Origin of the sequence: Streptosporangium subroseum (genome assembly GCF_900188345.1) — a bacterium.
GTDB lineage: Bacteria > Actinomycetota > Actinomycetes > Streptosporangiales > Streptosporangiaceae > Streptosporangium > Streptosporangium subroseum.
Genome location: NZ_FZOD01000045.1, coordinates 61764 through 82561, shown reverse-complemented (window position 1 = coordinate 82561; position 20798 = coordinate 61764). Strand labels below are relative to the sequence as shown.

General features: G+C 68.4%; 19 protein-coding genes and 1 tRNA gene. 11 read left to right on the top strand and 9 right to left on the bottom strand.

Features of this window, described 5'->3' with window-relative positions; translation table 11 throughout:
• From CHC08_RS33025 to CHC08_RS33005, 5 genes are all read right to left on the bottom strand, one after another.
• Positions 1–355 (bottom strand): ACP S-malonyltransferase (locus CHC08_RS33025; RefSeq protein WP_143653429.1); only part of this gene is annotated, 355 nt, incomplete at its 3' end.
• Between the two features lie 117 nt (positions 356–472).
• The gene (locus tag CHC08_RS33020; protein WP_420823594.1) at positions 473–1693 is read right to left on the bottom strand and encodes a PucR family transcriptional regulator; all 1221 of its coding nucleotides are present in this window, start codon (positions 1691–1693) and stop codon (positions 473–475) included.
• A gap of 153 nt (positions 1694–1846) precedes the next feature.
• Positions 1847–2335, bottom strand: a complete 489-nt coding sequence (locus CHC08_RS33015) for a DUF350 domain-containing protein (RefSeq protein ID WP_089211301.1) — start codon at positions 2333–2335, stop codon at positions 1847–1849.
• An 18-nt stretch (positions 2336–2353) separates the two neighbouring features.
• Positions 2354–3514, bottom strand: coding sequence for a glutathionylspermidine synthase family protein (locus CHC08_RS33010; protein WP_089211300.1), 1161 nt, complete (start codon positions 3512–3514; stop codon positions 2354–2356).
• 10 nt (positions 3515–3524) lie between these two features.
• The gene (locus tag CHC08_RS33005) at positions 3525–3947 is read right to left on the bottom strand and encodes a hypothetical protein (protein WP_089211299.1); all 423 of its coding nucleotides are present in this window, start codon (positions 3945–3947) and stop codon (positions 3525–3527) included.
• Positions 3948–4059: 112 nt separating this feature from the next.
• Here CHC08_RS33005 and CHC08_RS33000 point away from each other — a divergent pair, with 112 nt between their 5' ends.
• Positions 4060–4773: a helix-turn-helix transcriptional regulator gene (locus CHC08_RS33000; RefSeq protein ID WP_089211298.1), complete on the top strand. Its 714-nt coding sequence runs from the start codon at positions 4060–4062 to the stop codon at positions 4771–4773.
• 20 nt (positions 4774–4793) lie between these two features.
• On the opposite strand, the gene CHC08_RS32995 is transcribed toward CHC08_RS33000, so the two are convergent.
• A complete protein-coding gene (locus tag CHC08_RS32995; protein WP_089211297.1) occupies positions 4794–5327 on the bottom strand; it encodes a MarR family winged helix-turn-helix transcriptional regulator in 534 nt (177 codons plus the stop codon).
• 288 nt (positions 5328–5615) lie between these two features.
• Positions 5616–7457 carry a glycoside hydrolase family 15 protein gene (locus CHC08_RS32990; RefSeq protein WP_089211296.1) on the bottom strand — a complete coding sequence of 614 codons (1842 nt, stop codon included), beginning with the start codon at positions 7455–7457 and terminating at the stop codon, positions 5616–5618.
• Positions 7458–7715: 258 nt separating this feature from the next.
• Here CHC08_RS32990 and CHC08_RS32985 point away from each other — a divergent pair, with 258 nt between their 5' ends.
• From CHC08_RS32985 to CHC08_RS32970, 4 genes are all read left to right on the top strand, one after another.
• The gene (locus tag CHC08_RS32985; protein ID WP_089211295.1) at positions 7716–8966 is read left to right on the top strand and encodes a sensor histidine kinase; all 1251 of its coding nucleotides are present in this window, start codon (positions 7716–7718) and stop codon (positions 8964–8966) included.
• Positions 8957–9598: a response regulator transcription factor gene (locus CHC08_RS32980; protein ID WP_089211294.1), complete on the top strand. Its 642-nt coding sequence runs from the start codon at positions 8957–8959 to the stop codon at positions 9596–9598. Before CHC08_RS32985 ends, CHC08_RS32980 begins: the two co-directional genes overlap by 10 nt.
• A 15-nt stretch (positions 9599–9613) precedes the next feature.
• Positions 9614–10414 (top strand): DUF4097 domain-containing protein, encoded by an 801-nt coding sequence (locus CHC08_RS32975; protein ID WP_143653428.1) that lies wholly within the window; start codon positions 9614–9616, stop codon positions 10412–10414.
• Positions 10415–10538: 124 nt separating this feature from the next.
• The gene (locus tag CHC08_RS32970) at positions 10539–12344 is read left to right on the top strand and encodes a bifunctional serine/threonine-protein kinase/glutamate ABC transporter substrate-binding protein (RefSeq protein WP_179282345.1); all 1806 of its coding nucleotides are present in this window, start codon (positions 10539–10541) and stop codon (positions 12342–12344) included.
• Between the two features lie 120 nt (positions 12345–12464).
• Here CHC08_RS32970 and CHC08_RS32965 read toward each other — a convergent pair whose 3' ends face one another.
• Together CHC08_RS32965 and aceE are read right to left on the bottom strand one after the other, a co-directional pair.
• On the bottom strand, positions 12465–14009 hold the full coding sequence (locus CHC08_RS32965) for an alpha/beta hydrolase (RefSeq protein ID WP_089211291.1): 1545 nt from the start codon (positions 14007–14009) through the stop codon (positions 12465–12467).
• Positions 14010–14136: 127 nt separating this feature from the next.
• Positions 14137–16884, bottom strand: coding sequence for a pyruvate dehydrogenase (acetyl-transferring), homodimeric type (gene aceE / locus CHC08_RS32960; RefSeq protein WP_089211290.1), 2748 nt, complete (start codon positions 16882–16884; stop codon positions 14137–14139).
• Between the two features lie 454 nt (positions 16885–17338).
• Between aceE and CHC08_RS32955 the strand changes: the two genes are divergently transcribed.
• The 6 genes from CHC08_RS32955 (at position 17339) to CHC08_RS32930 (ending at position 20748) form a co-directional block, all read left to right on the top strand.
• Complete coding sequence (locus CHC08_RS32955) at positions 17339–17746, top strand: secondary thiamine-phosphate synthase enzyme YjbQ (protein ID WP_089211289.1); 408 nt, start codon at positions 17339–17341, stop codon at positions 17744–17746.
• 123 nt (positions 17747–17869) lie between these two features.
• Entirely contained in the window at positions 17870–18298 is a 429-nt protein-coding gene (locus CHC08_RS32950) for a DUF3052 domain-containing protein (protein WP_089211288.1), read from the top strand.
• Positions 18299–18379: 81 nt separating this feature from the next.
• Positions 18380–18838 (top strand): peroxiredoxin, encoded by a 459-nt coding sequence (locus tag CHC08_RS32945; RefSeq protein WP_089211287.1) that lies wholly within the window; start codon positions 18380–18382, stop codon positions 18836–18838.
• Positions 18839–18861: 23 nt separating this feature from the next.
• Positions 18862–19209: a hypothetical protein gene (locus tag CHC08_RS32940; protein WP_245878700.1), complete on the top strand. Its 348-nt coding sequence runs from the start codon at positions 18862–18864 to the stop codon at positions 19207–19209.
• Positions 19210–19600: 391 nt separating this feature from the next.
• Positions 19601–20641 (top strand): ROK family protein, encoded by a 1041-nt coding sequence (locus tag CHC08_RS32935; RefSeq protein ID WP_089211286.1) that lies wholly within the window; start codon positions 19601–19603, stop codon positions 20639–20641.
• 32 nt (positions 20642–20673) lie between these two features.
• Positions 20674–20748, top strand: a tRNA-Val gene (locus CHC08_RS32930).
• Positions 20749–20798 lie beyond the last annotated feature (50 nt).

Sequence of the window (20798 nt, the reverse complement as noted above, 5' to 3'; positions counted from 1 at the left end):
CGGCGGCCTTGGCCATGGCCTGGCCGCGCTCCCGGACGAGGACCAGGGCCTGCTCGGGAGTGAGCACCCCGGCCAGGGCGGCGGCGGTGAACTCGCCGACGCTGTGTCCGGCGACGATGTCGGGGGAGGCTCCGAGGACCTCGGCGACCGCCAGCCCGGCGGCGACCAGCAGGGGCTGTGCGACGGAGGTGTCACGGATCTCGTCCGCGCCGGCGGTGGTCCCGTAGGCGACCAGATCGAGGCCGACCAGATCGGACCAGGCGGACAGACGGTCCGCCAGACCCGGTAGTTCGAGCCATGGATTCAGGAAACCTGGAGTCTGGGCGCCTTGGCCCGGAGCGACGATGACGAGCACGAAATCTAGCCTGCCCTGTAGAAGTTCAATACACGGGTGAGAATCCGGACGAACTTTGTCCCCACTATTTTGTGGAGACCCTACAACAGGAGTTTCGCTCAGGTTAAGTAAGGACGGTCAGGTTACAGTCGTCTCGGATAGACGGCCGAGGATGAGCCCCACCTGCAGAGTGAAGGCCGAGCGACCCTCGGTCGGCTGGTATCCGGTCAACTCGGTGATCTTACGCAGACGGTAGCGCACCGTGTTCGGATGTACGAAGAGTAACCGGGCCGTGGCCTCCAGGGACGTTCCCTGCTCCAAATATGTCGCCAGCGTGTCGAGAAGCGGCGTGCCGATCAGCGGCAGGTAGACGTTCTCGATCAGCTGGGCCCTGGCGGCGGCGTCGCCGTCGATGGCCCGCTCGGCCAGCAGATCCTCGGCGTGGACCGGCCTGGGAGCGTCCGGCCACCCCGAGGCGGCCCGCAGGCCGGCGATCGCCGCCCGCGCCGAGCTCGCCGCCGCGTGCAGGTCGTTCACCTCCGGCCCGATGACGATCGGACCCGGGCCGAAGCGCGGCACCACGTGCTTGGCCGCCGCGGCGACGTTGTCCGCCCCGCCCACGATCACGATCAGCCGGTCGCCCTGCACCCCCGCCAGCATGTCCAGCCCGGACCTGCGGCCCCGCTCGCGCAGCGCGTCGATCACTTCCTGCGGATCGTCGTCAGGCGTCTGGCCGGCCAGGACCACGACGGGGGAGGAGGTCCAGCCGAGGGCGGCCGCCCAGGAGTGCAGGCCGTCGTCCACTTCGCCCCTGACCAGCGCGTCCACGATCAGCGCCTCCAGCCGCGCGTCCCAGGCGCCGCGCGCCTCGGCCTCCCGCGCGTAGACCTGGGCGGCGGCGAACGCCACGTCGCGGGTGTAGCGGAGCATCGCCTGCTGGAGCTGGTCCTCCCCGCCCGGCGCGGCCAGATCGCCGGTCTGCGCCTCGACCACCTCGACCACGACCCGGACGATGTCGACGGTCTGCTGCAGCGAGATCGACCGCTTCAGCTCCCGGGGCGCGGTGCCGAAGAACTCGATGCTGGGAGTCGGACGGCCCTCCCCGGCGTGCTGGAACCACTCCACGAACGCGGCGATCCCCGCCTGGGCCACCAGCCCGACCCAGGATCTGTCCTCGGCGGACAGGGCACGGAACCACATCAGCCGATCGTCCATCCTGGACATGGCGGCCGTGCCCAGCGTGCCCATGGCACGCTCCAGCCTGCGCGTGGTGTCTTCCCGTGTCCGATCCTGGTCGAGGTCACCCCCGTCGGCCACGCCGTCGCTGTGTGCTTCCGCTCGCTCGCTCCGCTCCCTCACGTCACTAAGAGTGCCAGGTCGCGCGAGATGCGCCAGCCGCGGTATCGGACAGCGTGCGGGCCTTCGTTCTGTACGGTGTCCCGCACGGTGAAGCCCGGCGGGGCGTCGACACCCCGAGAGGCCGGCCCCCCGGGAGAAGGCCGTCTCCCCCGGTCAGATGACGGCGGCGGCGGTGATCAGTCCGATGACCATGTGGGTGACCGCGAGAAGGCGGGTGCCCGGCTGGAGGTTGGGCTCCTTGACCAGCTCGCGGACCGAGATCCCCGCGACCTTGTCGAACGCGACCATCGCCACGGTCTGCACGGCGATGCCGACCAGGCCGAAGACCAGGGTCGCGAGCAGGCCCTCGTGGAGGGCTCCGCCCGAGGACCAGATGGAGACCGAGACGATCAGCCCGACGGCGGCCAGGCCGGAGCCGGTGAGCAGGGTGGCGTTGGGGTTGCGATCCACTTTGATCAGCTGGCTGAGCTTGCCAGGGATGGCCAGGTCGAGCACGTAGAAGCCGATGATCAGCAGGATCACGCCGAGTGCGGCGTAGGCGGCGATGGCGAGCGCGCCGCGGCCGAGGATCTCGGCGAGCGAGGTGGTGTCGACGGGCATGGGGACCTGGACGATCGGGCTCGGCAGGGGGGTGGGGCTCATGGGACTCTCTCTCGGGGCTCAGAGTTCGATGCGGTGCGGGACGAAGGACGACGTGTCGTCGGTGACAAAACCCGCGGTCTCGCGGATGCCGACCCCGGCGGCCTCGTCGTGGATGACCCAGGCACCGAGCACGGGCCGCCAGCCGTCGAAGACGGGCAGTGCCTGGAACTCCTGGTAGACGTAGCCCTCGGCGCCGTAGCCGCCGGAGGTCTCGACGCGGTCGCCGGGGGTGACGATCCGCATGTTCGCGCCCTCGCGGCCGAGGAGCGGTTTGACGATGTAGGAGGACATGTCCCGGGGGCCGTCGAGGTAGGCGGGCAGCAGGTTCGGATGCCCCGGATACAGCTCCCAGAGAACCGCGAGCAGTGCCTTGTTGGACAGCAGCATCTTCCAGAGCGGCTCGATCCAGGTCATCGAGACCTGCTGGCGCACCGCCTGGATCCCGAACGGGTCGGCGATCGCCCATTCCCACGGGTACAGCTTGCAGAGCGAGCGGATCACCCGGCGCTCCATGTCCACGAACCGCAGGTTGAGGTCGTCCCAGCCGATGTCCTCCATGGCCACCGCGACCGTCCTCAGCCCGGCCTGGTCGGCGGTCTCCTGGAGATAGGCGAGGGTCATCGCCTCCTCGCCGCTCTGGTCCATGTTGGTCCAGGCGAAGTGCGCGGGGCCGGTGGGGAGACCCGCCGAGATCTGCTGCCATCGGCCGATCAGCCGCTCGTGGATGGAGTTCCACTGGTCGTCGTCGGGGTAGCGGTCCCGCAGCCAGAACCACTGCACGACGGAACTCTCCAGCAGGCTGGTCGGGGTGTCGGCGTTGTATTCCAGCATCTTGGCCGGACCGGTCCCGTCGTAGCGCAGGTCGAACCGGCCGAACAGGTGTGGATCGCTCCGTTCCCAGGAACGGGCGATCTCCGGCGCCACCCATTCGGGAATGGCGAAGTCGGCGTAGCGGGCGTGCTCTATGACGTGTTCCACCGCGTGGAGGCACATCCGGTGCAGGTCCTCGACCTGATTCTCCAGGTCGAGGACCTCGTCCATGGAGAAGACGTACTGCACGGCCTCGTCCCAGTAGGGGCGCTTGAGGCCGTCGGGATGGGCCGAACGGTGGTAGGCCAGGCCGTGGCCTTCGATGATGCTCTCCCAGTCGTCCCGGGGGAGTGAGGTCTCGCGTCTCATCGGTACCGGCTCAGCTCCCGCTGCCGCTGCGCCCGCCGAAGCCGCCTCGCTGGATCACTGTGCCCTTGCGACTGACGATCTGGACGTCCGAGGGGCGTATGGTGCTGCCCTGCCTGATCCGGTTCCCCGTTCGCAGGCCGCCGTAGTACCAGCCGTAGGCGCCGTGGGACCCGGAGTAGTGGCCGTCGTCGCAGTAGTCGTCGTCCACGTACGTGTAGGAGCCGTCCGGCTGGGGGTTGCTGAGATCGACGCAGTCGGCGCCGACCTCCTCGTAGTCGTTCTGGGCCGAACAGTAACCGACGAGGAGCAGCGAGACGACGCCGATCCCGGTGAGCGCGACGACCTTGGACGCCTTCGACTTCGGAGGGTTCGAGGGCGGCTTGCCCGTGGGGTGCTGCCCTGCGGCCAGGGGGTGTTTCTCTTGTGCGGCCATCGAACTCCAATGAGATGCGTCGCCACAGGTTATCGATGCTGTTTTGTCTGTCAACAGCTGTATGCAATCCTAGCCAGCGACTCTGTCGGTGCCGAGGCGTAGCGTTGAAAATGTGAACCACACCGATCGCCTCTACGCGCTGGTCGAGGAGCTTCGCGCGATCGCGCCCCGGCACCGGTCGGCACGTGAGCTGGCCGCCGGGTTCGAGGTCAGCGTCCGCACGATCGAGCGTGACATCCACGCGCTCCAGCAGTCCGGGGTCCCCATCCAGGCCGGACCCGGCGGACACGGCTACGCCCTCGGCGAGAGCATGTCCCCGTCCCCGCTCACCTTCACCCCGGCCGAGGCCGTGGCGGTCGCCGTGGCGCTCAGCGGTGCGCGGGACACCCCGTTCGCCTTCCAGGCTCGAAGCGCCCTGCGCAAGCTGGCCGCCGCGATGTCGCCGCCCGAGAGCGGCCCCGAGAGCGGTTCCGAGGACGGTTCCGAAGGCGGCGAGCCCGAGAGGCCGGCCGCCCGGGGCCACGCGATCACCGAGCCGGAGCCCTATCCCCGGGCGTCACGGGTGATCGAGCAGGCACTGCTCCACCGGCGGGTGCTGCGTCTCGAATACGAGGACCAGAAGGGGCGGACCACCGTCCGGGAGGTCGAGCCGGCGACCTTCGTGGGCGGCCGCGGCGGCCACTGGTATCTCGTGGGCATGTGCCGGCTCAGGCAGGACGTACGGGCCTTCCGGCTCGACCGGATCGGCTGGGCCGAGGAGACCGGGGAGACCGCGCCCGAGCATCCCCCGGAGTGGTTCTCCCAGCCGGAGGCCGCCGAGGCGTAGCCCCGCGGAAAGCCGTCAGGTCAGTTCCTGTGCGAGGGGCGGGGCCGGTCTCCGAGCGCGAGCAGCACCTCGCGCAGAAGATCGGCCAGGGCTCGTGCGGTGTCCTCGGGGACATCCGAGAGGAGGTCCTTGTGAGCCTCGCCCGTGGCCAGGGCGAGCTCTTCGGCCCGCTGGGCGCCCAGCGCCGTCAGGCATACCCAGGAGCTCCGGCCGTCGGCTGGGTCGGGCTCACGCTCGACGAGCCCGGCGCTCGTGAGTCGTTGCAGGATGTTGCTCGTCCCTCCCGTCGTGAGTGAGGAGCGGGAGGCGAGACGGCTGGGCTTGAGGCGATAGCCCGGCCTGGCCCGGCGCAGCGTGGCCAGGACGTCGAACTCCGCATAGGTGAGGCCGTACTCGCCGAGTACGGACTGGGTGACCTCCTCGACGAGGGCCTTCAGCCTTCCCGCGCGCTTGATGATCTCCAGCTGCACGGTGGCGGCCTCGGGCAGTTCCGCCCGCCATCCCTCCATCATCTCGTCGACGTGGTCGCGCCGCGTCATCTCTCCCGGGGCCATGGAATTGAGGATAGCTCCACCGTTTGATAGCTTTTGGAAAAGCTTTCTTGATTGCTTTGTGGATGAGGAGACTCTCCGTGCGCATGCTCATAACCAACGGAACCGTGATCGACACCGAGCCGGATCGTGAAGCGGGCCGGTCGACTGATCCACGCGGACGTACCCAGGGCCCTCGGCCTCGTGTCCCGCTCGGCGGCGCGGATCGCCGAGGCCGCCGGGGTCGCGGTGGCCGCCGTACGGTAGGCCGGACGAGGGCGCGAAGTCGTCCCGGCCGCGGGAGCGGCGGGCCTAGCCGAGGGCGCGGTCGAGGTTGAACGCGGCGCTGATCAGCGCGAGGTGGGTGAAGGCCTGCGGGAAGTTGCCGAGCTGCTCGCCGGTCTGCCCGATCTCCTCGGCGTACAGACCGAGATGGTTGGCATAGGTGAGCATCTTCTCGAAGGCCAGCCGCGCCTCGTCGAGGCGTCCGGCGCGGGCGAGCGCCTCGACGTACCAGAACGAGCAGATCGAGAACGTGCCCTCCTCTCCCCGCAGCCCATCGGGGCTGGCCGCGGGCTCGTAGCGGTACACCAGGGAGTCGGACACCAGCTTCTTGCCGAGCGCGTCGAGCGTGGACAGCCATTTCGGGTCGGTGGGGGCGATGAACTTGGTCAGCGGCATCATCAGGATCGAGGCGTCCAGGACGTCGTCGTCGAAGTGCTGGATGAAGGCCTGCAGCCGGTCCGACCAGCCGCGCCGCATGATCTGCCGGTAGATCGCGTCGCGGGACCGCTGCCAGCGCGCCGTGTCGGCGGGCAGTCCGCGACGGCGGGCCATCCGCATAGCCCGTTCGATCGCCACCCAGCACATCAGCCGCGAGTAGACGAAGTCCTTGCGCCCCCCGCGCGTCTCCCAGATGCCCTCGTCGGGCTGGTCCCAGTTGCCGCAGACCCAGTCGACCAGGATGTGGATCTGCTCCCAGTAGTCGCTGGAGATCGGCCGGCACATCTTGTCGTAGAGGTAGACGGAGTCGATGAGGGCCCCGTAGACGTCCAGCTGGAGCTGCGTGGCGGCGGCGTTTCCGATGCGTACCGGGGCCGAGCCCTGGTAGCCGTCGAAGTGGGACAGCTCGGTCTCCGGCAGTTCGGTGCGTCCGTCGATGCCGTACATGATCTGCAACGGGCCCGACGCGCCGCTGTTGTCGTGGCTGACGTGCTTGGACAGGAAGCCGATGAACGCCTCCGCCTCCTCGCTGAAGCCCAGTCTGAGCAGCGCGTACACGCAGAACGCGGAGTCACGGATCCAGACGTACCGGTAGTCCCAGTTGCGCTCCCCGCCGATCTGCTCGGGCAGGCTGGTCGTCGCCGCGGCCACGATCCCGCCGGTCGGCGCGTAGGTGAGCAGTTTCAGGGTCAGCGCGGAACGGTGCACCATCTCCCGCCACCGGCCGCGGTAGAGCGACGCGGACAGCCAGCGACGCCAGAACGCGACCGTCGCGGTGAACTCCCGCTCCGCCTCGGCGAGAGGGCACGATCGCAGCGCCGCGCCCTCGCCGTACCTGTCGAGGGCGAACACCGCGGTCTCGCCCTCCTCGAGTTTGAACTCCGACCACACGTCCTGGCCGTCGACCTCGATGGGCATGCTGGCGGTCAGCGCCAGGCTGAGCGACGGTGACTCGAAGATCGCCCTGCCCTTCCGCAGGCTCACGGTGTGCGGCTGCCTCCCATAGTCGAACCGGGGAGCCATTCGCGCCTGGAACGGCAGTGATCCGCGAACGCACATGACCCGCCGGATCAGCCGGTGCCGGCTGCTCTTGTGCGAGCCGTCGACGATCGGCATGAAGTCCTGGATCTCACCGACCCCGTCGGCGGCGTAGAACCGGGTGATCAGCACGTTGGTGTCGGGGAAGTAGAACTGCTTGGTCTTCGCCGGGATACCGGGTGCCAGCTGGAATGATCCACCCTTCTCGGCGTCCAGGATCGAGGCGAACACGCTGGGCGCGTCGAAGCTCGGGCAGCAGTACCAGCTGATCGTGCCGGTCGTGTCCACGAGCGCCACGGTGCGCAGGTCACCGATCAGTCCGTGGTCGGCGATCGGCGGATACGGGGGGACTCCCGCCGGCTCCGGGTGATAAGCGGATTCCGTTGCCGTCATGTCAGCCTTTCCGCCATCCGCAGACTCACACATTACGACCTAAAACTACGCTTTCAGGGTATTTGTATTGGTCTGTCCAATACCAAGGGGCCGGAAGGTTTCGGAATGGAGAGCGTCGCCCGGCTGCGAACGGCGGGCGGACCGAAGACAGGGGAGACCCAGCGGTAGGTTGGCGCTTCCCGGGGTGGGGCCTGCCTCACCCTTTTACGGGATACCTCGCCCATGGAACCGGACGGTTGTGATCTCTACCGTGGTCGTATGACCGACACCGAGGCGATCACTCCCTGGGACAGGATCCGCCCCCACTGGTCGGCGCGGACCTGGCTTCGCACCGTTCACGTGGTGACGGGCGTTCCGCTCGCCCTGCTGGCCTCGCTGACGATCGTGGGTCTGGCCGTCCTGTCGGTGATATTCGTCTGGACCGTCGTGGTCCCGGTGGTCGCCCTGCTGGTGCTCTTCCAGGCCGTGCGGGTGCTCACCTGGTTGCAGCGGTGCCGGTTCTCCGCCTTCCTGGACGTGGACATCCCCGCGGTGCCGCGCCATTCCGAGGGCGGAAGGAACCCGCTGAAACTGCTGTTCCACGCGGCGCGGACGAGGAGCACCTGGCGGCAGATCGGCTACCACCTGCTGTCGTCGCTGATCAGCGGGATCGGTTTTGTCGTGGTCGTCGGGGCCTGGTCGGGAAGTCTGGTCGCGGCCGCTCTCGCCGTACGGCGCTGGACCCTGGAGGGCGCCTGGACGAGCGCGACGTTCGCCCTTCTCGTCCTGCTCTCGCTGGTTCTGTTCGTGGCCGGGCCGTGGGTGGTGAGCGGGGTCACCGCGCTGGACGTGATCGCCGCCGAGGCCATGCTCGGCCCCAGCCTCAGCGACGAGCTGGTCCTGCGGGTGGAGACCCTGAGGGAGAGCCGCGCCGAGGTGGTCGACGCCGCCGACACCGAGCGTCGCCGCATCGAGCGGGACCTGCACGACGGTGCCCAGCAGCGGCTGGTATCGCTCGCGATGAACCTGGGCATGGCACGCGCCACCCTCACCGACATCCCGGATCCCGCCCGGGAGGTGATCGCGCAGGCCCACGAGGAGGCCAAGCAGGCTCTCAAGGAACTGCGCGACCTCGTGCGGGGGCTGCACCCGGCCGTGCTCAACGACGAGGGACTGGACGCGGCGCTGTCGGGCCTCGCCGCGCGGGCTCCGTTCCCGGTACGGCTCCGCGTCGACATGCGCGAACGGGCCTCTCCCACGATCGAGGCGGTGGCCTTTTTTGTCGTGTCCGAGACGCTGACCAACATCGCCAAGCATGCTCGGGCCTCCAGCGCGCAGGTCGCGGTCGACCGCCGGGGCGACCTGCTCCACCTGACCGTCTTCGACGACGGGCGCGGTGGCGCCGACCTCGACGGAGGAACCGGACTGCGCGGCCTGGCCCAGCGGGTCGGGTCCGTGGACGGGGTCCTGCGCATCGACAGCCCCAGTGGCGGCCCGACGACGATCAGAGTGGAGCTGCCATGCGAATAGTGCTCGCGGAGGACTCCGTCCTGCTCAGAGAGGGGCTCATCCGCCTGCTGGGCTCGGCGGGCATGGAGGTCGTGGCGGCGGTTGCCGACGCCGACGAACTGCTGCGCGCCGTGGACGAACACCGTCCCGACCTCGTCGTCACCGACGTGCGGATGCCCCCCTCGCACACCGACGAAGGACTGCGCGCGGCGCTCGTGCTGCGCCGCCAGCGGCCGGACCTCGCGATCCTCGTTCTCTCGCAGTACGTCGAGGAGCGCTACGCCACCCAGCTGCTGTCCACGGCGACCGGCGGCCTCGGTTACCTGCTCAAGGACCGGGTGGCCGACGTCACCGAGTTCCTGGACGCGCTGCGCCGGGTCGCGGGGGGCGGCACGGCCCTGGATCCGGAGGTGGTCGCCCAGCTCCTGCTCCGCAGGCACAGCGACCCGCTGGAGCGGCTGACCCCCAGGGAGCACGAGGTGCTGGCGCTGATCGCGGAAGGCCGCTCCAACAGCGGGATCGCCGAGATCCTGGTGGTCTCCGAGAGCGCGGTCGGCAAGCACATCAACAACATCTTCATGAAACTCGAGCTCTCCGGCGTGGACAAGGACCATCGCCGGGTGCTGGCCGTACTGCGCTTCCTGAAGGTCTGAGAGAGGGACATGCCGATGCGAAGCAACGTCCGGACCGGCTGGATCGCCGTGGGCGGGACGCTCACCGCGCTCGCCGTACTCGGCGTCGCCCTGGCCGTGTGGGTCGAGATCACCCAGCCCCGCACGGTGTACGAGACCGTCACCCGCCCGCCGCACTCGCTCACGTCGTCCAAGGTCGTGGTGGACACGACCGGGCCCGTCAACATCTCGATCGTCGCCGGTGTGACGGGGCAGCTGTCCATGGAGCGGGGGCTTCTCTGGACCGGGGACAGGCCCGGGGTCACGGAGGAGTGGGAGGGCGACACCCTGCGGATCGGCGCCACCTGCCCGGGGAACGGCCACGAGGGCGGGACCGTCTGCCAGGTCGACTACACCCTGACCCTGCCCGCCGCCACCGATGTCGAGGCGAGGACCCCCAAAGGATTGGTGACGGCCACCGGCATCTCGGGGGACCTGCGGCTCTCCACCACCTACGGTGACGTGGTCGTGGACGACGCGCGGGGGACGTTGTGGGCGCGGACCGAGCAGGGGAGCGTGACCGGGAACAACCTGAGGTCCGCCGAGGCCGACGTCGAGATCGGCGGCGGCAACGCCACCCTGAGATTCGCGGGTCCGCCCGACAGCGTCAGGGCCGTGGTGAGGACGGCCGGGGACGTGGAGGTCACGGTGCCGACCGGCGACGGTTATCGGGTGGAGGCCGACGCCAGAAGGAAGAACCTCGACATCCAGCTGGACCCCGAGTCCTCACGAAAGATCACCGCGCTGACCACCGTGGGCGATCTGAACATCTTCTCGTCTGACCGGGCGGGAAGCTGAGGGTCGTTTCATCCCCTCCCGTCAGGCGTGAGGCTTTTACGCCCGTCACTCCAGTGGAGACGGGTGATCTTCGCCGCCCAAGTGTGTAATGTTCAGGCAAAGAGCCGTACGCGAGGGGTCGGCAGTGCCGGAGATCAAACCGTTGCGGCCCGGGGATCCGCCGCGGCTGGGGGATTACTCGCTCATGGGCAGGCTGGGGCAGGGCGGACAGGGCGTCGTCTACCTCGGGGAGTCGGCGACCGGCGAACGCGCGGCCATCAAGCTGCTGCACGTGCGCTTCACCGGTGAGGCCCAGGCGCGGTCCCGCTTCGCACGGGAGCTGGCGGCGGCGCGGAGGGTGGCGGCCTTCTGCACCGCCCGGGTTCTCAGCGCCGATCTCGACGGTGAGACCCCGTACATCGCGAGCGAGCTGATCGAGGGACCCTCGCTGCGCCAGGTCGTCGAGCGCGACGGCCCGCTGACCGGGGAGGCGCTCGAACGGCTCGCCATCGGCACGGCCACCGCGCTGACCGCGATCCACCAGGCGGGCATCGCACACCGCGACTTCAAGCCGGACAACGTCCTGCTCGCCGCGGACGGCCCCCGGGTCGTCGACTTCGGCATCGCGAAAATCATCGACGAGAGCGGGACGATCACCACCCGCGCCGTCGGCACCCCCGCCTACATGGCGCCCGAGCAGATCGCCGGTGAGCGCGTCGGCTTCCCCGCCGACGTGTTCGCCTGGGGCTCGACCATGGTCTTCACCGCCACGGGGAAGGCGCCCTTCGGTGGGGACACGATCGTGGCGACGCTCAACCGCGTCATCAACCACGAGGCCGACCTGAGCGGCCTCCCCGACGATCTGCGTGAGATCGTCGCCGGCTGCCTGAGCAAGGATCAGACGCTCAGGCCCACCGCGGACGGGCTGCTGAAACGCCTGCTCGGCCATCCGGTGGACGAGGTGGAGGCCTCCGAGGAGGTGCTCGCGGAGGGCGCCCAGGCGGCGACCATGGACCTGACACAGGCCGAGGAGCCCGTCCGGACCACCCGGCGCCGGTCCGTGGTCGCCGGTGGGCTCGCGGTCCTCGGCGCGGCCGCCGCTTTCCTGATCTTTCAGTTCGGCTTCACGCCGGACGGGGACATCACGCCCACAGCGGCTGCCACCAGTCCGACCCCCACCCCGACCCCGACCCCGACGCTCTCCACCGGCTCCGCCCTGCTCGACCGGATCAGGGCGACGAGCAGGCTCCGGGTGGGCTACCGCGACGGACTGCCCGGAGTCTCACTGGGCCACCCGCCCCGGGGATTCGAGATCGAGGTCGCCGAGCACATCGCGAAGGCCCTGAAGGTGCCCGAAGGAGGGGTCAGGTTCGTCCCCGTGGGCTACGCCGCCCGGGAGGCGGCGATCGAGGAGGGCAAGGTCGATCTCGTGATCGCCAACTTCTCGATCGACGCCGCCGACCCCGGCCGGGTCGCCTTCGCCGGGCCGTACTACGTGGCCCACCGCGACGTCCTCGTCCGCGCCGGCGCGAAGATCTCCAAGCTTCGGGACCTGCGCGGCAAGAAGATCTGCGTCGCGTCCGGCCTGACCACCGCCGCGATGATCCGCGACAGGGGGGTCGACTTCGTCACCGTCCGGGACGACGACATCTCCAAGTGCGCGAGCCAGGTCGCCGACGGCCGGTCCGACGCCCTGGCCGGGGACGACGTGGTGATCGCGGGCTTCGGGGCCCGCCTGCGTGCGGCCCAGCTCAGGATCGCCGGAATCCAGCTCACCTCGGAGCGGTACGGCGTGGCCCTGAGACGCGGAGACCCCGTGGCGTGCCGTGCGATCAACGACGTGATCGAGTCGATGTACGCGGACGGGACCATGAAAGAACTGCTCCAGCGCCACCTGGGCAGGGTCGATTTCCGCTTCGAGACCAAGCTGCCCCGCCCGGAAGGCTGTTAGGGCCCCGTCCGGAAGGGGCTGTCAGGCCTCGTCCGGACGGTTGCGGGGCCTTGCCGGGCCAGATCCCCTCGCGGAGCTGGCCTGCCGCGAGAGGGGCCGGGCGGGGCGTCTGCCGGACGGTCAGGGCGCGGGGCAGGTGGCCCCCTTCGCCGGGATCTTCCCGTCGAGGAGGTAGTTGTCGACGGTCTTCTTGACGCACGGGTCGCCGGACAGGTAGGAGGCGTGTCCCTGCCCCCTGTAGGTCAGCAGCACACCGGTGCCGAGCTCATTGGCCAGCTTGGGCGCCCACTCGTACGGAGTGGCGGGGTCACCGGTGTTGCCGATCACCAAGATCGGCGCCGAGCCGGCGGCGTTGACCTTCCTGGCCTCGTCACTGCCGGGGACCGGCCACAGGGTGCAGATGCTGCCCAGGCCCGAGCTGCCGAACAGCGGGGAGAGCTTCAGCGACTCGGCCTCGGTCCTGTCCAGCTCCGTTTTGGTCGGACGCTCCGCGGTGTCCGCGCAGCTGATGGCGGGGAAGCTGCTCATGAGAGTCGTGTAGCCGCCGTCGGGCAGGCGGCCGTTGTAGTTGTCGGCCAGGGCCAGCAGGATCCGCCCGTCGCCCTTCAGGCCCTCGGCCACGGCCCGGTCCAGCAGCGGCCAGGTCAGCGGTGAGTACAGGGCGGCGGAGATGGCGGTGCTGGCCAGTCCCTGGGTGAGGGTGCGGTTGCCGACCTTGATCGGCTTGGCCTTCAGGTCATACAGGAGTTTCTCGACGTTCTTGTCGGCGATGGTCGTGTCGGCGCCGATCTCGCACTGCCCGGCTTCCTTGACGCAGTCCTTCAGGAAGGACTCGTAGGCATGCTGGAACCCGGTCGTCTGGGCCAGAGTGCGCTGTTCCAGCGTGGCGCTGGGGTCCAGGGTGCCGTCCAGCACCATCCGGTTCACGTTCTTGGGGAACCTGGTCGCGTAGATCGCGCCGAGCTGCGTGCCGTACGAGATGCCGAAGTAGTTGAGCTTGCTGTCGCCCAGGGCGGCGCGGAGGCGGTCCAGGTCCTGGGCGGCGTTCACGGTGCCGACGTAGGGAAGGAGCTTGGCGGCCGTCCGGCCGCAGGCGTCGACGAAGGCCTTGGTGCCCGCGTCGATCTCGGCCCGTTCGGCCTCGTTGGTGGGCAGGGTGTTCAGCGAGGTGTACTTGTTCATGTCCTCGTCGGTGCCGCACCTGACGCCGGAGCTGCGCTCCACCCCGCGCGGGTCGAAGCTGACCAGGTCGTAGCGGGCGCCCAGGGAGCCGAAGACCTTGGCCGCCTGCGCCAGGGTGTCGACGCCGGAGGCGCCGGGGCCGCCGAAGTTGAAGATCAGGGAGCCGATCCGCGGGCCGGGGCCGGTGGCCCTGGTACGGATGACGGCGATGTCCAGGGACAGGTCGTCGGGTTTGGTGTAGTCGAGCGGGACCGTGAGCCTTCCGCACTGCAACGAGGGGTCGGGCTTGGCGATCTGCCCGTCGGGACGCCTGATGTCGGTGCAGGTGGTCCAGGCGATCGCGCCCGCGGACCCGGCGGTGCTCGGATCGGTGTCCGGTCCCCCCACGAGGGCGGCGCTGTTCCGGCCGATGGTGCCGCTGCAGGCGGCCAGCGCGGTAGAGAGGACCGCGGCTACGGCGGCCGCCCTTAGCGTTCTTCGCATTACATGCTCCCCAGAAGTCATTCGCCCGGGGGAGTGGTTCGTCCCCCGGAGGCCGTTCGCTCGGGGGAAGCGTTTCAACCCTAACCGGGCGAGCTCTCCATAGAAAGGAGAACCCGCCCGGTAGTGATCACAGTCCCATGGACTGGACGTCGTTGCTCTCGGCGCCACCGGCCTCGGTCACGCCGTTCTTCAGGTGATATCTGGCGATCGCGTCGCTCAACACCCCGGCGTTGAGCTCGCCCCGCCTCACCAGCTGGGTGAGCACGGCCAGCGTAATCGAGGCCGCGTCCACGTGGAAATGGCGGCGCAGCGCCGACCGGGTGTCCGACAGGCCGAAGCCGTCGGTGCCGAGCGAGGTCCAGTCACCCGGAATCCACTGGGAGATCTGGTCCTGCACCGCACGCATGTAGTCGCTGACGCCCATGAACGGTCCCTGGGCCGCCGACAGGGCCTGCGTCACGTACGGCACCCGCTGCTCGGCGTCGGGGTTGAGCAGGTTGTGCTCCTCGACGGCGAGCGCCTCGCGGCGCAGCTCCGACCAGGAGGTGGCCGACCAGACCTCGGCCGCCACGCCCCACTCCTCGGCCAGCATCCGCTGAGCCTCCATGGCCCACGGCCCGGCCACGCCGGATACCAGGATGTTGGCCTTCGGACCGGAGACGGCCGGAGCCGGGGCGAACCGGTAAAGGCCCTTGAGCAGGCCCTGGACGTCCAGGCCCTCGGGCTCGGCCGGCTGGGGGTAGGGCTCGTTGTAGATGGTCAGGTAGTAGAAGATGCTCTCCGGCTTGTCGCCGTACATCCTCCGCAGACCGTCCTGGACGATGTGGGCCAGCTCGTAGCCCCACGACGGGTCGTAGGAGACCGCGGCCGGGTTCGTCGAGGCGATCAGCGGGGTGTGACCGTCCTCGTGCTGCAGGCCCTCGCCGTTCAGCGTGGTGCGGCCGGCGGTGGCGCCGAGCAGGAAGCCCCGGCCCATCTGGTCGCCGAGCTGCCACATCTGGTCGGCGGTGCGCTGCCAGCCGAACATCGAGTAGAAGATGTAGAACGGGATCATGTGCTCGCCGTGCGTGGCGTACGCCGTGCCCGCGGCGATCGTCGAGGCCATCGAGCCGGACTCGCTGATGCCCTCGTGCAGGATCTGACCCTCGGTCGACTCCTTGTAGGACAGCAGCAGCTCGCGGTCCACGGCCTGGTAGGTCTGGCCGTGCGGCGAGTAGATCTTGGCGGTCGGGAAGATCGCGTCAAGACCGAAGGTGCGCGCCTCGTCCGGGATGATCGGCACGAAGCGGTGGCCGATCTCCTTGTCGCGCATGAGGTCCTTGAGCAGGCGGACGACGGCCATGGTGGTGGCGACGTTCTGCTTGCCCGAGCCCTTCTTGAGCTGCGCGTAGGCCGCGTCGCCCGGGAGCTTGATCGGCTTGGCGCGAAGCACGCGCTTGGGCAGGAAACCGCCCAGGGCCGCGCGGCGCTCCTTCATGTATTCGATCTCGGGGTCGTTCTCGCCCGGGTGGAAGTAGGGCGGGAGGTCGGCCTCGAGGGCGGAGTCGGGGATCGGCAGGTAGAGCCGGTCGCGGAACTCCTTCAGGTCGGCCTTCGACATCTTCTTCATCTGGTGCGTCGCGTTGCGCGCCTCGAAGTCCTTGCCGAGCGTCCAGCCCTTGATGGTCTGGGCGAGGATGACCGTCGGCTGGCCGACGTGCTCACTGGCCGCCTTGTAGGCCGCGTACACCTTGCGGTAGTCGTGACCGCCGCGCGGCAGCTTGCGGATGTCCTCGTCCGACAGGTGCTCGACCATCTTGCGCAGGCGCGGGTCGCCGCCGAAGAAGTCCTCGCGGATGTATTCGCCGGACTCGACGGAGTACGTCTGGAACTGACCGTCGGGGACCGTGTTCATCTTGTTGACGAGCACGCCGTCGACGTCGGCCGCCAGCAGCGGGTCCCAGTCGCGGCCCCAGACGACCTTGATGACGTTCCAGCCGGCGCCCCGGAAGTAGGACTCCAGCTCCTGCATGATCTTGCCGTTGCCGCGCACCGGGCCGTCGAGACGCTGCAGGTTGCAGTTGATGACGAAGGTGAGGTTGTCGAGCTCCTCGCGGGCGGCCAGGCCGATCGCGCCGAGCGACTCGGGCTCGTCCATCTCGCCGTCGCCGAGGTAGCACCAGACGTGGCTGCGGCTGGTGTCCTTGATCTTCCGGTTCAGCAGGTAACGGTTGAACCGGGCCTGGTAGATGGCTCCGATCGGACCGAGACCCATGGAGACCGTGGGGAACTCCCAGAAGTCGGGCATCAGGCGCGGGTGCGGGTAGGAGGGCAGGCCCTTGAAGCCGTGCGACAGCTCCTGCCGGAAGGCGTCGAGCTGAGCCTCGTTGAGGCGGCCCTCCAGGAATGCGCGGGCGTAGATGCCCGGGGCCGCGTGACCCTGGAAGAAGACCTGGTCTCCGGACTCGCCGTGGTCCTTGCCGCGGAAGAAGTGGTTGAAGCCCACTTCGTAGAGCGACGCGGCCGAGGCGTAGGTGGCGATGTGGCCGCCGACGTTGGTGCGGGCGTTGGCCCGGGTCACCATGACGGCCGCGTTCCAGCGCGTGTAGGCGCGGATGCGGCGTTCGACGTATTCGTCGCCGGGGAACCAGGGCTCGCGTTCCGGGGGGATGGTGTTGATGTAGTCGGTGCTCCGCAGGCCGGGCACGCCGACCTGGTTCTCGCGAGCCCGTTCCAACAGCCGAAGCATCAGGTAACGGGCGCGCGTTCGACCCTCCGTCTTGATGACGTTGTCGAGCGACTCGAGCCACTCCTGGGTCTCGCTGGGGTCGACATCAGGCAGTTGGCTGGGTAGGCCGTCGCTGATGACCGAGAAACGCTGGCGTCCGGAAGCCACTGGGTCTCGCCTTCCGAGGATGGACTTTTGTCTGGTGTAGGTCGTCTTCCATCCTGGTGGCTTACCCCGGAAAGTGCATCTCTACTGACCGGTAACCAGGGTTTCCTGCAGGCAGAGGCACGAAAGTGGCCTAGACCACCGATGGTAGGACGAATTGCCACCAAAGGTTACATGTAGCTCGCTCTTTTTTTACCCTCTCCCGGCTCCGGGAATCCGGCCCCCGCCTTCTCTCTAGATCCTTTCTAGATCCGGCACACCCTCCGCGGGAGATCCTGGACGTTCCCCGCAGGACAGACAGCGTCATCCGCAGGTGCGTGACGCGTTCCGGCGCTCCGATCGCGGCCCTCAAAACATGCAACGTGCGCCCCTCGGACACACCATCTGCTGTTCTCCGTGACGCGGGGTATCGGGCGCGCTCGTCGTCGCAGCTCAGGATGGATCGTAGGATCAGTATGTGAGATCTCAGACGATCGAGGTGGTAACGGGTTCCCGTGAGCGGGTGCACGACATCACCTCCGAGTGCGAGAGCTTCGTCCGGTCATGTGGGGGCGACGGTCTGCTGCATGTTTTCGTGCCCCACGCGACCGCGGGGATCGCGCTGGTCGAGCTGGGCTCGGGTAGCGACGATGACCTGCTCACGGCCTTGAAGGACCTCCTTCCGGCCGATGACAGATGGAAGCACGCGCACGGATCCAGAGGGCATGGACGGTCGCACGTCATGCCGGCCTTCGTTCCTCCGTACGCCACCGTCCCGGTTCTGTCGGGGCGGCTCGCGCTGGGAACCTGGCAATCCATCGCCGTAGTGGATCTCAACATCGACAATCGGGAACGCCAGGTCCGTTTGTCATTTTTGTCGGACTAATTCATACGTAGCACACTCGTTGCCGTGGCGACCGTTGACGACTGAGGGTCACAGCGTGTGGACTGTGCCGAAGCACTTTGAGCACCGTGTGATTGCGGGGCCATTCAAGCAGGAGGGACAAACGTGAGCGCGACCGCGGGTCAGGCGCAAGGCGAACGCGGCCTGGCCGAACGGCTCGGCCTCAAGCCGGGTCAGGTGGTGCAGGAGGTCGGATGGGATGAAGACGCCGACCAGGAACTGCGCGACTCCATCGAGGAGCTGACCGGTAACGAGCTGGTCGATGAAGACTTCGAGGACGTCGTCGACGTCGTGCTGCTGTGGTGGCGCGATGACGACGGTGATCTGTTCGACGCCCTGAGCGAAGTGCTTCCCAACTTGAGTGACGGCGGCCAGATCTGGCTGCTCACTCCCAAGGTTGGCAGGGACGGGCACGTGGAGCCCAGTGATATCGGGGACAACGCCAAGACCGCAGGCCTCTCGGATACCAAAAGCATCAGTGCCGCCCCTGATTGGTCGGGGACGCGGCTGGCCACGCCCAAGACGCGCCGTTGAGGGTCCGTCCTGCCGTGCGGCTCGCGCGAGCCGCACGGCAGGACGATGGGCGGTTGTTATCCGGTGAAAGGACGCAGGGGCATGGCGGTCGAGGTGGGGAGGCAGGCTCCGGACTTTGAGCTGAAGGACCAGTACGGCACTCCGGTCAAGCTTTCGGACCACCGGGGCAAAAAAGTCGTGCTGATCTTCTATCCCCTGGCGTTCAGCGGCGTGTGCAGCGGTGAGCTCAACGCCATCCGCGACGAGTTCGTCGCCACCGTGCCCGAAGACGTCCGGGTGCTCACCGTTTCGGTCGACTCCATGTTCAGTCACCGCGCGTGGGCGGACCGGGAAGGTTACAACTTTCCCCTGCTCTCCGATTTCTGGCCGCATGGGGAGGTCGCGCGGGCGTACGGTGTCTTCGATGAGAAGAAGGGTTTCGCGACCCGGGGCACCTTCATCATCGATGGCGAGGGCGTGGTCCGCTGGAGCGTGGTGAACCCGACCCCGCAGGCGCGCGACATCGCCGAGTACCACAAGGTGCTCGCCGAACTTTCCTAAGCGGTGATCCGGCAGACGCCCGCATGGCGCCCGTCGGTCTCGACCTCTCGGAGGCGATCATGCCCTGCTTCTCCTGCGGGGCCAGGCAGACCGACCCGGTCCGTGGCGCGAGCCCGTGGAAACGCGGGGTGCGCCAGGAAACGCAGGTGCTCATCTGCCCGGACTGCCAGCGCGCACACGATCTCAACCTCGACGCGTGTTCCTCATGTGGCTCCGTCGCGCTCATCTGCCGGCTCGGCGAGGTGGAATGCAAGTCCTGCGGCTCGGTACGGCTCGCGCGAAGTGGCGACCAGCTCGCGGTGTCCCACGCGCCCGGCCTCGCGGACGAGGTGGAGGCGGCACTGAACCGGGTCCTCGGCCGGGTTCACTGAGCTTGTCCGCTGAGCTTTCAGCGCACCGGTGAGCATGATGCTCGTCGATCCGCTTCGAGTGTGCTTATGAGCTCGTTGATGCTTGTTGATTCGCTTCACGTGCACCTATGAACCCGGTGATACTCGTTGATCCGCTTCGAGCGTGCTTATGAGCTCGTTGATGCTTGTTGATCCACTTAGAGTGCATCGAGGAGCCTGTCAACGCTCGTTTCCACTCGAGTGCACCGATGAACCCGGTGATGCTCGTTGATCCACTTCACTGTGCCGATGAACCTGGTGACGCTCGTCAACCTGCTCCACGTCCGCCGATGGGCATAGTGGAGGCGGTCATTTTGGTGTGCGCTAAGGTCATCAGGCTCGGTTCCGCCCCTTCGACCCGCTGGATGCGTGCATGAGCTCCTTCGTTGTGGCCCTTGACGTCGGTGGCACGTCCATGAAGGGCGGCCTCGTCGGTCGTTCGGGCGAGATCATCCTTACCGACCGCCGCGTGACCCCGCGCGACAAGGGCCCCGCCGTCGTTGTCGAAGCCATCCGGTCCTTCATCGACGAGCTCGCCGTCACCGGCGGCGGCACCCCCGCCGGGGTCGGCCTGGCCGTACCCGGCCTGGTCACCGCGGACGCGGCGCTCTACTCCGCCAACATCGGCTGGCGCGACGTTCCCGCGGCGGACTTCGTCCCACTGAATGTGCCCGTCATGCTCGGTCACGACGTGCGTACCGGTGGTCTCGCCGAGAGCGTGCTCGGCGCGGGCCGCGAACTCTCCGACTTCCTGTTCCTGCCCATCGGCACCGGCATCGCGGGCGCGGTGATCCTGAAGGGCGAGCCGTACGGCGGGACCGCCGGTTGGGGCGGGGAGATCGGCCACATCCCGGTCTTTCCCAACGGGGAGACGTGTGCCTGCGGCCAGATCGGCTGCCTGGAGACCTACGCCTCCGCCTCCGCCGTGGGCCGCCGCTACTCCGCTCGCGTCGCCGCCACGCCGGCCACGTCCGGCACGCCCACCTCACTCGCCACGCCCGCTTCCTCCGCCACGCCCGCTTCTGTCGCCTCGCCCGCTCCGCTTGCCGTGCCTGTCACGGCCGAGCAGGTCGCCGCGCTGACAGCGTCCGGTGATCCCGTGGCCAGGGAAGTGTGGGACGACGCGGTCGAGGCCCTGTCCCTCGCCCTCGCCACCTACACGCTGCTCCTCGATCCCTCCGCGATCGTCCTCGGGGGCGGTCTGGCCGAAGCCGGACGCCTTCTGTCCGATCCTCTGGCCGAACGCCTCCAGAGCCGCCTCACCTTCCGCGAGGCCCCTCCCCTCCGCCCGGCGGTCCTGGGCGTTCGCGCCGGCATGCTCGGTGCGGCCCTCCTGGGCTGGCGCGCAGCCGGAGTCCCTGACGCGGGCGCCACGTGGCCGCTCGATGTACTGAAATCCCCTCGGGTGGCGTAGGGTGTTGTCCCGTGTGTCCGACGGGATTTCCCGGGCGCTTAGCTCAGCGGTAGAGCGCTCGCCTTACAAGCGAGATGTCACTGGTTCGAACCCAGTAGTGCCCACCAGCCAAAACGCCCCGTATCCGATCTTCGGAACGGGGCGCGAGTGACTAACT

Coding starts and splice junctions, on each gene's coding strand:
- CHC08_RS33015 (WP_089211301.1), bottom strand. CDS start 2,335: ATGAGCCCCACCCCCCTGCCGAGCCCGATCGTCCAGGTCCCCATGCCC.
- CHC08_RS33010 (WP_089211300.1), bottom strand. CDS start 3,514: ATGAGACGCGAGACCTCACTCCCCCGGGACGACTGGGAGAGCATCATC.
- CHC08_RS33005 (WP_089211299.1), bottom strand. CDS start 3,947: ATGGCCGCACAAGAGAAACACCCCCTGGCCGCAGGGCAGCACCCCACG.
- CHC08_RS32995 (WP_089211297.1), bottom strand. CDS start 5,327: ATGGCCCCGGGAGAGATGACGCGGCGCGACCACGTCGACGAGATGATG.
- CHC08_RS32990 (WP_089211296.1), bottom strand. CDS start 7,457: ATGACGGCAACGGAATCCGCTTATCACCCGGAGCCGGCGGGAGTCCCC.
- CHC08_RS32985 (WP_089211295.1), top strand. CDS start 7,716: ATGACCGACACCGAGGCGATCACTCCCTGGGACAGGATCCGCCCCCAC.
- CHC08_RS32980 (WP_089211294.1), top strand. CDS start 8,957: ATGCGAATAGTGCTCGCGGAGGACTCCGTCCTGCTCAGAGAGGGGCTC.
- CHC08_RS32975 (WP_143653428.1), top strand. CDS start 9,614: ATGCGAAGCAACGTCCGGACCGGCTGGATCGCCGTGGGCGGGACGCTC.
- CHC08_RS32965 (WP_089211291.1), bottom strand. CDS start 14,009: ATGCGAAGAACGCTAAGGGCGGCCGCCGTAGCCGCGGTCCTCTCTACC.
- CHC08_RS32945 (WP_089211287.1), top strand. CDS start 18,380: ATGGCGGTCGAGGTGGGGAGGCAGGCTCCGGACTTTGAGCTGAAGGAC.
- CHC08_RS32940 (WP_245878700.1), top strand. CDS start 18,862: ATGGCGCCCGTCGGTCTCGACCTCTCGGAGGCGATCATGCCCTGCTTC.
- CHC08_RS32935 (WP_089211286.1), top strand. CDS start 19,601: ATGAGCTCCTTCGTTGTGGCCCTTGACGTCGGTGGCACGTCCATGAAG.